Genomic DNA, 15389 nt, shown 5'->3' with positions numbered 1-15389 from the left:
TAATTATAAGATTAAATTTATTGGAATTATACGCATTGTTTAAGAATAAGCTATTAATTTAGCATAGTAATGAGCTATATTGTAAGCATAGGAAAATACGTTGGGATGTTGAAAGATGTGTTCTCTAAACCAGAACGCTTCAAAGTATACTACAGACGTACAATAACAGAGATTGAGACAATCGGAATAAATTCTGCGGGAATCGTAGCGATTTTATCCGTATTTATGGGAGCAGTAATTGCTTTGCAAACGGCCTCCAACATGGATAGCCCTTTGCTGCCTAAATATACTATCGGATATATCACACGTTCGAGTACAATTTTAGAGTTTTCGCCTACAATAATTTCCTTGATTTTAGCTGGGAAAGTTGGGTCTAATATTGCCTCCGAAATTGGAACAATGAAAGTTACTGAACAGATTGATGCCCTCGAAATAATGGGGGTGAATTCACTTTCATTTTTAGTTTTACCCAAAATTATCGCTTCGGTTTTCTTCTTTCCATTTTTGATTATTTGTTCAATGGGGCTGAGTATTCTTGGAGGTTATTACTCCGTTACAGCATCAGGTTTAACTTCTCACGAAGAATTCGTTTATGGTGTTCGTGCTTTTTTTAAAACCGGGGATATTATTTATGCCCTTGTAAAAACATGTGTTTTTGCTTTTATCATTGTTTCAGTATCTTCATATTTCGGGTATTACACCAAAGGTGGTGCGCTAGATGTTGGTAAATCTTCTACTCAAGCCGTGGTTTGGAGTAGTATTGTGATTTTACTTGCTAACTTTGTTTTAACTCAATTAATTTTAATGTAATGATTGAAGTAAGAGACATAAACAAGTCATTTGGGGAAAACCATGTTTTACACGATTTTTCTGCGAAATTTGAAGCTGGGAAGGTGAATTTAATCATTGGACAATCTGGTCAAGGAAAGTCTGTACTTACAAAATGTATTGTTGGTTTGATGGAAGTTGATTCTGGCAGTGTTCTTTACGATGGTAGAGATTTTTCTAAAATGGACAGAAAGGAGAGAAAAGATATTCGAACAGAAATAGGAATGCTTTTTCAAGGTTCTGCTCTTTTTGATTCAATGACTGTTGAAGAAAATATCATGTTTCCTTTGAAAATGTTTACCAAAATGTCCAAAAAGGAAATGTTGGATCGTGCAAATACATGTTTGGATCGTGTTGATTTAACAGGACGAAATAAATTGATGCCTGCAGAGTTGAGTGGTGGAATGATGAAAAGGGTTGCCATAGCTAGAGCAATTTCGATGAATCCAAAATATTTGTTTTGTGATGAACCGAACTCTGGTTTAGATCCAAGTACTTCTCTTTTGATAGATAGCTTAATCCAAGAAATAACCTACGAATACAATATGACTACTGTGGTAATTACCCACGATATGAATAGTGTGATTGAAATAGGTGATCATATTGTATTTATTCATACAGGTCGAAATTGGTGGCAAGGCACCAAAGATGAAATTATAAAGACTGAAAATCAAGAGATTATTGATTTCGTTTATGCTTCTAAATTTATGAAAACACTTAAAGGAAAACTCGCCTAACATTATAATATTTTAATTCTTTATCATGAAAATTTACCACAATCCACGCTGTTCCAAAAGCAGAAGTGCATTACAACTTTTAGAAGAAAAGGGAGCTGAAGTTCAAGTTGTAAAGTACCTTGAAAATATACCAACTAGTGCTGAATTGAAAGATTTACTTCAAAAATTAGGTTTGAAAGCCGAGGAAATAGTTCGAAAGGGGGAGCAAGATTATAAGGACAATTTCAAAGGGAAAACTTTGAGTGATGATGAATGGATTGAGGCTTTTATTACTTATCCAAAACTAATTGAACGTCCAATTTTTGTGAATGGTGATAAAGCAGTTGTAGGTCGTCCACCAGAAAATGTATTAGAAATTCTTTAAAGAATACAGTAAAACGCTATTATGATAAATAAACTTTCTATTCTAATTCCTGTTTACAACGAGGAGAATACTGTTTTAGCACTTTTGAAAAAAGTCATTGATGTTGAATTGATTGGTGGAGTTCAGAAAGAGATAATTATAGTTAATGACGCCTCAACCGATTTAACTAAAGAAAATATTCAGAAATTTATTGATTTGAATCCTGACCACAATATTCATTTTTACTCCAAAGAAAAAAATGAAGGTAAAGGTTCGGCAATATCCATGGCAATTCAAAAATGTACAGGTGACTTTTTAGTGTTTCAAGATGCTGATTTAGAATATGATCCTGAGGAATTAAATTTATTGTTAAAACCAGTTTTAGCGGCCGATGCAGATGTTGTATTTGGTTCTAGATTTGTTGGCGCTCAGCCAAGAAGAATACTTTTCTTTTGGCATTCATTTGGAAATAAAGTACTAACTTTTTTGTCGAATATTTTTAATAATCTTACACTAACTGATATGGAAACATGTTATAAGATGATTCGTTCATCTATAGCTAAAGACATTCAGATTAAGGAGAAAAAGTTCGGATTAGAACCTGAAATCACTGCTAAATTGGCTAAAGTGCCAAAAATTCGAATCTATGAAGTGAGTATTTCTTATTACGCCCGTACCTTTGATGAAGGAAAGAAAATCGGTTGGAAAGACGGTTTTAGAGCAATCTATTGCATATTTAAATATAGATTCTTCAACTAAATGTTCCTTCAAAAAATGAAGAAATATGGCCCGTTTGTAGTTTTTGCATTTCTATCTCTTGTTTTATTATGGCAAAATATTGATAGATCTCAATGGAAAAGCAAAAACATTCTAAGGTCTGATGTTGATATTTACCATACTTATCTGCCTGCAGCAATTGTCAATAACGATCCGTTTTTTGAAATTAAAGATGGTGAAAAGAACCGCCGATACCGTGTTCATGAATCTCCTATTGGAAGAAATGCCGTAAAAATGAGTATGGGAGTTGCAATGATGAATCTGCCATTTTATTATGCCGGTCATTTGTATGCGCTTTCAAGTAATCATTACGAAGCTGATGGTTTTTCAGAACCTTATCAATTAGCCATTTCGCTTTCTTCTGTTTTTTACACATTGATGGGGTTGATTTTTATTTGGCTTATTTTAAAAAGGTCCTTTTCAAGATTGTCGAGCTTATTGACAGTCCTCATTATTATTTTTGGAACAAATTTGTATTTCTACGCCTTTTACGAAACCGGATTGTCACACCCCATTACCTTCTTTTTGCTTTCTGCACTTTTGTATATGGTGCAAAACTGGTTGAAGAAAAAGCGAATTGGAATTAGTTTTTTAATGGGTGCTGCATTAGGGTTAATTGTTGTAGTTCGACCAATTAACATTCTATTTATTTTACCTATTTTGATCATTTTTAAAGACCAATCTTTAGTTTGGTCAGCGTATTTCAAAAAACTGTTCACCCCATTTTCTCATGTTTTACTTGTGGTTCTGGGAGGTGTATTAAGTATTTTACCTCAACTTATATTTTGGAAAATTCAAACCGGAAGTTTAATTTATTATTCCTATAATGATGAAGGCTTCTTTTGGTCAAACCCTCATGTTTGGGAAGGTTTATTTTCTTTCAGAAAAGGTTGGTTTATTTATACTCCTTTGATGTTTTTTGCACTATTTGGAATGTTTAGATTATACAAAGTTCAAAAGATGTATTTCTGGGCGCTTACGATCTTTCTGCCAATTTTTCTATATGTAACCTTTAGTTGGTGGTGCTGGTGGTATGGAGGAAGCTTTGGAGCAAGAACTTTAGTGGATATTTTACCTTTTATGGCATTTCCATTAGCTGGGCTTATTGAATGGATTTTGAAGAATAAACGTCGTTCTCTTATAATGATACTGCCTTTATATTTGGTGTATGTCAGTCTTTATCAGTCATGGCAATATTCACACAAGATTATTCACTATGATTCTATGACTTATGAAGGTTATAAAATGGTGTTTATGAAGCATTACACACCAGACAAATATTGGAATAAACTAATCATACCAGATTATGAAAACGCCAAGAAGTATGGAGAGGAAAAAGTGTTTGTTCCTTTAGTTTCGGATTAATTTCAGAATTTAATTTTTTAATTTTAAAATTCTTGCACTTCAAACGGATTAAAGTTTCCTAAAGCTTCAACTTCTTTAATCGTGTTTTTTTCTACTCTTAGCACTCTTCCTGGAAATTTTTCAACTAATCCCATGTCATGTGTCGCCATTAATAATGCTGTTCCTTCTTTTGCAATAGCTTGCAGTAAATTCATAATTGAAGCAGAGGTTTCAGGATCAAGATTTCCTGTTGGCTCATCTGCAAGAATTAATTCAGGATTGTTTAACAAGGCTCTCGCAATAGAAACCCTTTGTTGTTCACCTCCAGAAAGTTCATGAGGCATTTTGTAGGCTTTTTCCTCAATTCCAACCATTCTTAACACCTCAAGACCGCGTTGTTCCATTGTGGCTTTCTTTTTCCAACCGGTTGCTTTAAGAACAAAAAATAAGTTTTTCATTACAGAACGATCTGTCAATAATTGAAAGTCTTGAAATACAATTCCTATTTTTCTTCTGAGCAGTGGAATCTCACGTTTTTTTAATTTATTTAAGTCATATCCCACTACTTCACCCGATCCATCAACCAATCGAAGGTCTCCGTAAAGTGTTTTAAGGAAACTACTTTTTCCAGATCCTGTTTTACCGATGAGGTAAACAAATTCCTTTGAGGAAATCGTAACATTAACATCTTGTAGAACAGTTACTTTTTTCTGCTCAATTCTTCCTTGATTTATATCGATTACCTTTTCCACTTGCCGAATGTTTTTACAAATATCAACATAATATTAAAAGAAATTAAGGCGAGCAAATAACAATCTTAACAGAATTGCGTTTAAAACTTTTCAAAGTGTCCTTAATTTCCATCCCAATACTCCTTATTTTTATACGTTAAAGTAAAAGTATTTATTAAAGTCTTACAATGATTACACCACGTGGTTTTCTTTTTCTAGTTTCTATCCTACTGTCAACAGTAGTTTGGAGTCAATCCACTAAGAAATATAGTGGAGAATATGCAGATTTTTATCGTGCAGAAGAATTGTTTGAAAAAGAACAATACGGCGCAGCGCGTGAAGTTTTCACGGCCTTTATTGGCAGTGTTGAAGATCATCATGATCCGCAATACATTAAAGCAAAATATTATGTTGGAATTTCAGCCCTCGAACTTTATAATTCTGATGCAGTAAATATTCTCCTGGATTTCAATAACGAATATCCTGAAAGCATATATAAAAATGGTATATTTTTTAAGCTGGGAGAGCATTTCTACCAAAGGAAAAAGTATGAAGATGCCAAAGAATGGTTGGATAAAACAGATCCAAGATCAATCGACACTTCATCAATCGCTGCGTATCACTTTAAATTGGGGTATTCTAATTTTCAATTAGGAAATTATACCGAAGCAAGAAATGAATTCTTTGATATAAAAGACGGTAACTCTAGCTTTAGTGCACCGGCTTTATATTACTATTCGCATATTGCCTATAAAAATGAAACTTATAGAGAGGCCTTGGACGGTTTCTTAAAGCTGAAAGAAAATCCAACGTTTAAAGATGAAGTAAATTATTATTTAACTCAGATTTACTATTTACTTGGAGATTATCAAAAAGTTACTGAATTTGCTCCTGACTTTTCTGTAAATGAAAATGGAATCAGTGACAATACTGCTGAAATGAATCTTTTAATAGGTGACGCCTACTATAAAGTGGAGAAATATGATAAGGCAGTTCCATTTTTAGAAGATTACAGTAACAGGAAACAAATGAATAGAGAACAAAGTTATTCATTGGCGTATTCTTACTTTAAAAATGAAGAATACGATAAAGCAATTAGGGTGTTTGATCGTGTTTCTCGTGTAGAGGATAAATTGGGGCAAGTGGCTTATTATCATATCGCACAATCTTATCTATATAAGGAAGAACTCAACTATGCAAGAACGGCTTTTAGGTCTGCTTCTTCTGATTTCGATAGAGTTGTGCAAGAAGATGCATTATACAATTACGCCGTTTTATCTTATAAATTAGACTACAATCCATACAATGAGGCAATAAAAGCTTTCGAATTGTATTTGAGTGAATTTCCAAACTCAAAACGAAAGGAAGATGTATACAGCTACATGGTGAATGTTTATTCAAGTACAAAGAATTATGAGGAAGCTTTAAAATCTTTAGATCGAATTCCTGTTTTAAACATGAAGTTGAAAACGGCTTATCAAGTGGTTTCTTTCAACATGGGAATTGAAAAGTATGAACGCGGAGATTATAAGGGGTGTGTGGAGGCGCTGCAAGGAGTTTCTAAATATGATGTAGACCCAACAGTGACAAGTAAAGCCAAGTTTTGGGAAGCTGACGCGCATTACATGTTACAAGAATGGAAGTTGGCCATTAAAGAATTCAAGGAGTTTTTGGATGTGCCAGGAATGAATGATTTGGTGCTTAAAGAAGCGGCGTATTATAATATTGCTTATGCTTATTTTATGCAGGAGGATTGGACACAAGCAATTCAAGCTTTTAGAACATTCACCCAATTAACCAATATTCAAGATGATAACAAATTAGCCGATGCCTATGCGCGAATAGGAGATGGATATTTTACTAAAGGTAATCCTGATTTTCAAAAGTCTGCATTGAATTATGAAAAAGCTTTAACTTATGATATTGCAAAAAAAGACCGTTATCTTTATTCTTTATCGAAAGTTTATAAACTGATTCCAGGGAAAAGAGATGAACAAATTTCTACATTAAATAGAATTCTAAAAGATCATCCTAATTCTTCATTTGTAATCCCAGCAAAGTTTGATATCGCAATGGGGTATAAAAATGGAGGAGACTATCCAAAAGCATTAACTCATTTTGATGCTATTGTTAAAAATTATCCAGGTAATATTTTGGTGAAGGATGCATTGATAGAAATTGCAGATATTAAATTCAAACAAAAGGAATATACAGCTTCTGAAAGTTATTTCCGTCGTGTTTTAAGCGAATATACTTTGGATGATGAAACATGTAAAAGAGCAACTCAAGGAATTGTAGATGTTTACCGTGCAACTCGCCGCCAAGATGAAATCATTGGGTTGAGTAAAGAATATGCTTGTGCAGATATTTCAGAAGATGATGAAGAAATTTTCTTTTATGAAACAGCAAGTGAATTGTATGTGAATGAAAACTATGATGAAGCAATTCCAGAAATCAATAAATATTTGAAACGTTATCCTAATGGTCGTTTCTCAGTTCAATTGTTGAGCTATTTGGCAGATATTTACTACCAAAGAAGTGATGAAGATAGAGCGATTACTTATTATGAAAATATCATAAATCGTCCAAATTCTGGTTACACTGAAGAAGCATTGGTCAGAACCTCAAAACTATTGTACAATAGTGAGCAGTATAGTCGAGCTTTGCCACATTATGAAAAACTTGAAACACTCGCTTCAAAAGCGCAAGTAATTTTCAATACAAGAGTTGGATTAATGCGTACAAATTTTATTCTTGAGAATTTCTCAAAAGCTGCTGTAGCCGCAAATAAAGTTTTAAATGACGAATTATTGGACGATAAAGACATTCGCATTGAAGGGAATTATATTGCTGGAATGTCTTTGTTTAACACTAAACAATATCAACAATCACTTGCTTCTTTGCGCTGGACAGCCGACAATACAGGAAAGGTAAGAGGAACCGAAGCTTTGTATACATTAACTAAAGCATATTATAGTTTAGAGAACTATACAAAAGCAGAAGCTTTACATAATGAATTGTTGCAACGTAAGCCAGCCTACGATTTCTGGATTGCGAAATCATTAATTCTACAAGCAAGAGTCTTTATGATGACGGATGATTTGTTCCAAGCTGAACAAACCATCAATTTAGTCATCAACAATTACCCGAACAAAGAAGATGGTGTGTTGCTTGAAGCCGACAAAGTAAAATCAGAATTGATGCAGTTGAAGGATTCGCCGGATGAATTTGAGGACGATACGAATCGAATGATTGATATAAATAATGGAGAAGATGAATAAATATATAATTTTAGTTTTCATTGCAAGCGTGTTTTTTACTTTTCCTAAAGCCTTTGGTCAAACAGGTGGGGACGTAAATATAGTTACCGATTCAGATCGTTCTATTGAACCTGCTTATCGTATTTATTTGCGACCTGCAATGATCGATACTGTAATTGGAGCAGCAGCTGTTGATTATCCCTTATTAATGTTAAAAGAAGAAACTTCTTTTGAAGTAGAAGGGATTGAGCCAGCAAATATTCGTCACCGTGCGCAATTGTCACAGTTGTACAATGGCTATGCTAAAGTTGGTGGAGGTAGTTTATTGAGAGGCTTGGGAGAAGTTTATTATAATTCTACACGCTCAAGAAAATTCAATTGGGGTGCGCATGCTGTTCATTATTCTGAATGGGGAGGAATCAGTGATTACGCTCCATCTCAATTTGACAATACAGCCATTAAAGCGTTCGGTAAAGTGGAAGAGAGACGTTTTTCATATGGTGGAGGTTTACATTATAAGAACCAAGGATTACATTATTATGGCTTCGAAAACCCTGATGCAGACCGAGACAGTATTAAACAACGCTATCAATCTGTTGGATTTGATGCGTTTTATGATTCACATAAGAAAGACTCAGCGAAATTAAATTATCGTGTGGGGTTAGAATATGATAATTTTAGAGATAGAAAACCTCAATCAGATAGTCTAGAAGATTGGAGAGGAACTGAAAACTTCATCGGCATAAAAACTAAATGGCAATACAATATGAGTTCGAATGTTTTAGTATCGAACTTAAAAGCAGATTTTAACATTGGATATAATGGTTATCGATATGGAATTGCAGACAGTTCTTTAACAGCTTTAGATACAGGAATTGTTTCAAAAAACACCGTTATTCAATTGCGCCCATTAACAAGTTTCTATGGAATGAATGAGAAATTGCAATTTAAAGTAGGGGGAGAGTTGGCTTTGGATATTCACGAGGAAACAAAAGCAAGTTTATACCCAATTGCTGAAGTTCGCTATTCTTTATTTAACGATATGTTTATTCCGTATGCAGGAATTGAAGGAGGTTTAAAACAACAGCGCTTTGCGTATTTAGCTGCAGAAAATGAGTTTATTGGCTCAAATAATCAGTTGAGAAGCGAAAGCAGATATCAGTTTCACTTTGGTATAAAAGGAACTTTGTCTCCACGCATAAGTTTTAATGCGAATATTGCATTTAAGAATTTAAGAAATCATGCTTTGTTTATTAACGACACGATTTATTCATCAGGAAACCAATTCAGAGTTGAATATGATACAATAGCGATGACTACAATTTCGGGAAGCATTTCCTACCAACAAAATGAGAAATTGAAAGTTGATGTTATTGGTCGTTTTAATACATATTCGGCTAACAATAATCCTTATGCGTGGAATATGCCGCAATTGGAATTAATTACAAGAGGTTCATACAATATTGCAGATAAATTAATTGCAAAAGTTGACTTTACTTTGGAAACTGGTAGAAAAGCGAGAGTTTTTGATCCTTTGGCTGAAGGAGCGGAATTAGAAGACGGAATTTATTACAGAGAGTTGGGTGTTTTGGCTGATTTGAATGTTGGAGCAGAATTTAGATATACACCACGCTTATCGATCTTTGCAGAATTCAATAATTTGGCTGCGCAAAGTTACCAAAGATGGAATGGTTATCCGGTAAATGCTTTTCAATTTATGGCTGGACTGACATTTAGATTTTAGGGGCTAGTGCTTTAATGAAGCCCTATCGCGTTAATACTTAATCATTAAATTTACGACGATGTGTCTAATTGCATTTGCATATAAAGTCTCCGCAGAATATCCTTTAATTCTCATCGCTAATAGGGACGAATTTCATAAACGTCCTGCTCAAAAAGCACATTTTTGGACTGAAGATAAGGAGGTGAATATCCTTGCTGGAAGAGATTTGGAAGGTGGTGGAACTTGGTTCGGAATAGGAGAAACCGGGAAGTGGGCTGCTGTTACGAATCACAGAGATATTGAAAATATTAAGCAATTTGCACCAACCAGAGGAAATTTAATCCCTCAATTTCTAAAATCAACTGACTCAGCAGAGAATTATCTTCAACATTTACAAAAAGATGCTGCGAAATACAATGGTTTTAATTTGTTGTTGGGCGATAAGCATGGAGTTTTTCATTATTCGAATATTTCTAATTCAATCACAAAAATTGAAGCTGGAATTCATGGAGTAAGCAATGCATTATTGAATACGCCTTGGCCAAAATTGGTCCTTGCTAAAGATGATTTGAAAAAGGAAATCGAAAAGGATAATTTTGACCATGAAACTTTATTTTCTATTCTTAAAAATGAGAATAAAGCTGAAGTAAATCACCTTCCCGAAACTGGATTAGATGAAGAGCTTGAAATGGCTTTATCCTCTATTTTTATTGATATCGATAATTATGGAACCCGATGTTCTACCTTGCTTCTTATTTCGAAAAACGGAGATATGAAATTTGTGGAGCGGACTTATGATTCAGAAAATACTTCGAATGTGGATGATGTGGTGTTTGAAATTTGATAGTTAATATTTTTAATTTATGATTGGATAATACAATAATTTGGTCTAATTCTATGTTATTTAATTATCAAATACTATCACATGAAATTATCTACACTTCTCCTAATTCCATTTTTTATTCTATCGAATTTTATTCTTGCGCAAGAAAAGCCGAATGGAAATATGCGTGCTTGGTATGAGATTGGAAATGAAGAAAAGATAGATGCGAGCAAAATTAAACCTAGACCTAATGAATTATATTTCCAATTTAACGTAAATGAAAAAGCAAAGAATTTAGAATCTTTGGGATTTGGTTGGACAGATGATAATCCTGAAAATCATTTTATTGCTCACCTAATTAATACAACGGACTCTACTTTTAATGCAAAGCTTCAAGATGGAAGTTTATTAATGATTCAAGAAGCGATGAACGAAAAAGGCAGATGGTCTCCAATTGAATATTGGGTAACTAGTGGATGTGGGAATAGTTATTTTAGATCTTTAAACTTAGAGCCTGGCCATCAAGTGATGATTCCAATCAAGAAATACCATGGAAGTTTGAAAACTAAAATGAGATTAAAACTTCAAACTGGAAAAGAAATCATTTATTCTGAAATTTTTGAAGGGTCGGTTGAACCACGTCAATTTAGAAGATCAACGAGTACAGTTCATGGGATATTATACCATGGACCAGCGAATTATTTAGAAGATTGGTAGTTCAACTTTCCTTGTATATCCCCCAAAATATCTTAAATTACACTTTGATTCAAAATTCAAAACAATCTTTGAACATTAATTAAGTTTAAAGTGTTTTGTAACTATAATAAGTAAATGTATTTTTGCACTCTTACGATTCTAACACATGGCGAAATATAATCCAGGTCAACTTTTAAAAGACATCAATAATCCGGCAGACTTAAGAAAGTTAACGGAAGAGCAATTGCCTCAAATTTCTGAGGAAGTACGTCAATATATTATTGATGTAGTTTCAGAAATTGGGAATTCACACTTTGGCGCAAGTTTAGGTGTCGTTGAATTAACAGTTGCTTTGCATTATGTATTCGATACTCCAACAGATCAATTGGTTTGGGATGTTGGACATCAAGCTTACGGCCACAAGATTCTTACTGGAAGAAGAGATGCTTTCCCTACCAATCGTACGAAGGGTGGGATAAGTGGTTTTCCAAAACGTAGCGAGAGTGAATATGATACTTTTGGTGTTGGTCACTCTTCAACTTCAATTTCTGGAGCATTGGGAATGGCGGTTGCCAATCGTTACAAAGGTCATCCGGAACGTCAACATATCGCTGTAATTGGTGATGGTGCAATGACAGCGGGTTTAGCTTTTGAAGGATTGAATCATGCGGGTTATGAAAAAGACGCTAATTTATTGGTGGTTTTGAACGACAACTGTATGTCGATTGATCCGAATGTGGGTGCGTTAAGAGATTATTTAACGGACATCACAACTTCTCATACTTACAATAAAGTAAAAGATGAGGTTTGGACAATGTTGGAAAAGATTTCAAAATTTGGTCCTGATGCACGTTCAGTTGTAAGTAAAGTTTCAACTGCTTTAAAAGGTAGTTTGTTGAAACAAAGCAACATGTTTGAATCGCTAAACTTCCGTTATTTCGGTCCTGTAGATGGTCACGATGTAATTGGGTTAGCAAAAGTATTAGAAGATTTAAAAGATATACCTGGTCCAAAGATTTTACATTGTTTGACCAAAAAAGGAAAAGGATTCAAATATTCTGAGGAAGGAAATCCAACACAATGGCACGCGCCAGGGGTTTTCAATAAAGATACTGGTGAAATCGTAAAGATTGTACCAAGTTCGCCTCAACCTCCAAAATACCAAGAAGTTTTTGGACATACCATCGTAGAATTAGCGGAGGAAAATGAAAAAATCATGGGAATTACTCCTGCGATGCCTTCAGGTTCTTCCTTAAATATTATGATGAAAGCAATGCCAGATCGTTCATTCGATGTGGGAATTGCAGAGCAACATGCAGTTACATTTTCTGCAGGATTGGCAACTCAAGGGTTGGTTCCATTCTGTAATATTTATTCATCGTTTATGCAACGTGCTTATGATCAAGTGATTCATGATGTTGCATTGCAAAATTTAAATGTTGTTTTCTGTTTAGACCGCGCTGGTTTTGCTGGAGCAGATGGAGCAACTCACCATGGAGCATACGATATTGCTTATATGCGTAGCATTCCAAATATGGTTGTTGCTGCACCTATGAATGAAGCAGAGTTGAGAAATATGATGTTCACAGCTCAGCAAGAAAATATGGGGCCATTCAGTATTCGTTACCCAAGAGGTAAAGGAGTGATGACAGAATGGAAAACGAAGATGAAACCAATGAAAGTTGGAACAGGTCGTAAAGTAACGACAGGTGAAGACATTGCAATTTTATCTATTGGTCACCCAGGGAACTTCGCCCAAGATGCGATTAATGAATTGAAAGGAATGGGGGCTTCTGTTGCTCACTACGATATGCGTTTTGTGAAGCCACTAGACGAAAGTTTATTACACGAAATATTCTCAAAATTCGATAAAGTAATCACTGTTGAAGATGGTTGTTTAATGGGAGGGATGGGAAGTGCAATTCTTGAATTCATGGTCGACCAAGGTTATTCTTCGAAGGTAAAAAGACTTGGAATTCATGATGAATATGTTCACCACGGAACACAACAAGAGCTTTTCGCCGAAGCAGGATATGATGCAAATGGAATTATCAAAACTGTTATAGCCATGTTGCCAGAATTAAAAAGTTCATTGAGCTCAGAGGAGAAAGTGAAGTATTCGGTAGGGTGAATCTAATTGAGTAATTACGAATGGAGAATTACGAATTAGGTCATCATTCTTCTCAATAGTCTTTTTGGTATATCTAATGGGTGATGAGTAAAATGGATAAGAGAAAAATCGAATTCTTCAAAGCGCCAATCATGGCTGTTGAGTATATGTTAAGAAGTCTTTCGTGGTCAGGTCTTTATGAAGGGCGAGTAAAATATTTATTATTCTTTATACTTCCTTACGCTCCAATTTTAATTTACGTTTATAAAGTTGAGAATCAGAATGGCGAATTATTCGCTATATTTTACATGTTTTTTTATCTAATTCTAACTGTAATCTTAGGTACTCAAATCAGAAAACTAGCCAAGCAATGGCCTGAAAAAGAATATAAAAAGCTAAATCCTGATCAAGTTACTTTTCCATTTATCTTGATACTGCTTTTAAACGCAAGTTTACACTTCACGATTTTCTATTATCTCATTAAGTTTTTCGTAGAATAGCACAACGATGTTTGAGCCTTGCTTTTTCTCTCCGACCTCAGCGAAACCTCTGCTTTTTCTCTGCGGTTAAAAGATTAATATTTCACGAATACATTCTTCGGCTCTGTAAAGAATTTCATTGCTTCCCAGCCACCTTCTCTACCAACTCCAGAGGATTTCGTTCCACCAAACGGCGTACGTAAATCTCTTACCAACCAAGCATTAATCCACACAATTCCTGCTTCGATATCGTTAGCCATTCTGTGCGCTAGTTTTAAATTATTTGTCCAGATTGTTGCTGATAAACCATATTGTGTAGAATTCGCCATCATCAAAACCTCTTCTTCCGTTTCGAAAGGCGTTAAGGTAACTACAGGACCAAAGATTTCTTCTTGGTTTGTTCTACAGTTATAGTCCAACCCTTCGATAATTGTTGGCGCAATATAAAACCCTTGATCATAAGGTGCGTCTAATTTCACTTGGTGTCCACCCGCTAAGATTGTTCCGCCTTCTTCTTTGGCTAATTCAACATAGCTTAGAACTTTCTCCATGTGTGGTTTCGAAACTACAGCACCCAATTGAGCTTTTGGATCGTTAGGATAAGAAACCCTCGATTTTTTGATTTTTTCTACAAATTCTTTCTTGAAACGTTCGTAAATTCCTTTTTGAACGAAAATTCTTGATCCACATAGACAAATTTGACCTTGGTTGGCAAAACTTGAACGAATGGTAGTTGTCATCATTTCATCGAAATCACAATCATCAAAAATGATATTTGGATTTTTCCCACCTAGTTCTAATGAAAGTTTTTTGAACATTGGTGCCGCAATTTTTGCAATTGTTTGACCAGTTGTTGTTCCACCAGTAAAAGATATGGCTTTTGTTAATTCATGACGAACAATGGCGTCACCTGCAGTGTGGCCAAATCCGTGAACGATATTCAAAACTCCTTTCGGGAAATCGATGTCTTCCATTACTTTACACAACAAGTAAGCAGTGTAGGGTGTAACTTCAGATGGTTTTGCCACAACACAATTTCCTGTTGCCATTGCTGGTGCGATTTTCCAAGAGAATAAATATAAAGGCAAGTTCCAAGGTGAAATACATCCTACAACGCCAAGTGGTTTGCGGAGCGTATAATTCACACCCACACCCACCATTTCATGAGATTCAGAAGCAAAGTGCTGAACACCAGTGGCGAAAAATTTGAAGTTTGAGATTGCTCGAGGAATATCAACATGTTCGGCCAATTTAACTGGTTTTCCATTATCTCTACTTTCGGCTTCAACGAATTCATCCATTCTTGCAGCGATTCCTTCAGAAAGTTTCATCATCCAATCTCCTCGTTCTTCAATGCTTAATCCAGACCAACTCGGAAATGCAGCTTTAGCCGCTTCAACTGCTTCTTCAACATCTTCCGCTTGAGAATCAGGTATTAAAGAATACGCAATTCCTTTTGCAGGTTCTATATTGTCGAAGTAGTTTCCTGCTTTTGGAGCAACAAATTTTCCGTTGATGTAGTTCTGTATTTTTTCCAT

At 34.9% G+C, this 15389-nt stretch carries 13 protein-coding genes; 11 read left to right on the top strand and 2 right to left on the bottom strand.

Going from position 1 to position 15389, the window contains the following annotated elements; genetic code table 11:
* Window positions 1-69: 69 nt before the first annotated feature.
* Genes C6368_RS00145 through C6368_RS00125 form a run of 5 tightly spaced genes read left to right on the top strand, consistent with a single transcriptional unit; the run spans window position 70 to window position 4050 of the window.
* The gene (locus tag C6368_RS00145; RefSeq protein WP_107037147.1) at window positions 70-810 is read left to right on the top strand and encodes an MlaE family ABC transporter permease; all 741 of its coding nucleotides are present in this window, start codon (window positions 70-72) and stop codon (window positions 808-810) included.
* Complete coding sequence (locus C6368_RS00140; protein ID WP_107037146.1) at window positions 810-1565, top strand: ABC transporter ATP-binding protein; 756 nt, start codon at window positions 810-812, stop codon at window positions 1563-1565. Before C6368_RS00145 ends, C6368_RS00140 begins: the two co-directional genes overlap by 1 nt.
* Window positions 1566-1590: 25 nt before the next feature.
* Window positions 1591-1929, top strand: coding sequence for an arsenate reductase (glutaredoxin) (gene arsC / locus C6368_RS00135; protein ID WP_107037145.1), 339 nt, complete (start codon window positions 1591-1593; stop codon window positions 1927-1929).
* 21 nt (window positions 1930-1950) lie between these two features.
* Window positions 1951-2667: a glycosyltransferase family 2 protein gene (locus tag C6368_RS00130; RefSeq protein ID WP_107037144.1), complete on the top strand. Its 717-nt coding sequence runs from the start codon at window positions 1951-1953 to the stop codon at window positions 2665-2667.
* A 15-nt stretch (window positions 2668-2682) separates the two neighbouring features.
* Window positions 2683-4050, top strand: coding sequence for a glycosyltransferase family 39 protein (locus tag C6368_RS00125; RefSeq protein ID WP_159038330.1), 1368 nt, complete (start codon window positions 2683-2685; stop codon window positions 4048-4050).
* A gap of 23 nt (window positions 4051-4073) precedes the next feature.
* Here C6368_RS00125 and C6368_RS00120 read toward each other — a convergent pair whose 3' ends face one another.
* Window positions 4074-4781 (bottom strand): cell division ATP-binding protein FtsE, encoded by a 708-nt coding sequence (locus C6368_RS00120; RefSeq protein ID WP_107037142.1) that lies wholly within the window; start codon window positions 4779-4781, stop codon window positions 4074-4076.
* Window positions 4782-4948: 167 nt separating this feature from the next.
* Here C6368_RS00120 and C6368_RS00115 point away from each other — a divergent pair, with 167 nt between their 5' ends.
* From C6368_RS00115 to C6368_RS00090, 6 genes are all read left to right on the top strand, one after another.
* Complete coding sequence (locus C6368_RS00115) at window positions 4949-8041, top strand: tetratricopeptide repeat protein (protein WP_107037141.1); 3093 nt, start codon at window positions 4949-4951, stop codon at window positions 8039-8041.
* Window positions 8034-9764, top strand: a complete 1731-nt coding sequence (locus C6368_RS00110) for a hypothetical protein (RefSeq protein WP_159038329.1) — start codon at window positions 8034-8036, stop codon at window positions 9762-9764. Before C6368_RS00115 ends, C6368_RS00110 begins: the two co-directional genes overlap by 8 nt.
* Window positions 9765-9822: 58 nt before the next feature.
* A complete protein-coding gene (locus C6368_RS00105; protein ID WP_107037139.1) occupies window positions 9823-10587 on the top strand; it encodes an NRDE family protein in 765 nt (254 codons plus the stop codon).
* A gap of 81 nt (window positions 10588-10668) precedes the next feature.
* A complete protein-coding gene (locus tag C6368_RS00100; protein ID WP_107037138.1) occupies window positions 10669-11283 on the top strand; it encodes a hypothetical protein in 615 nt (204 codons plus the stop codon).
* Between the two features lie 145 nt (window positions 11284-11428).
* Window positions 11429-13393 carry a 1-deoxy-D-xylulose-5-phosphate synthase gene (gene dxs / locus C6368_RS00095; RefSeq protein WP_107037137.1) on the top strand — a complete coding sequence of 655 codons (1965 nt, stop codon included), beginning with the start codon at window positions 11429-11431 and terminating at the stop codon, window positions 13391-13393.
* 92 nt (window positions 13394-13485) lie between these two features.
* Entirely contained in the window at window positions 13486-13872 is a 387-nt protein-coding gene (locus tag C6368_RS00090; RefSeq protein ID WP_159038328.1) for a hypothetical protein, read from the top strand.
* Window positions 13873-13946: 74 nt separating this feature from the next.
* Here C6368_RS00090 and C6368_RS00085 read toward each other — a convergent pair whose 3' ends face one another.
* Window positions 13947-15389 (bottom strand): aldehyde dehydrogenase, encoded by a 1443-nt coding sequence (locus C6368_RS00085; protein ID WP_107037135.1) that lies wholly within the window; start codon window positions 15387-15389, stop codon window positions 13947-13949.

It is taken from the genome of Brumimicrobium mesophilum (assembly GCF_003025005.1).
Taxonomy (GTDB): domain Bacteria; phylum Bacteroidota; class Bacteroidia; order Flavobacteriales_D; family Crocinitomicaceae; genus Brumimicrobium; species Brumimicrobium mesophilum.
This window is presented reverse-complemented; position numbering and strand designations above follow the sequence as displayed.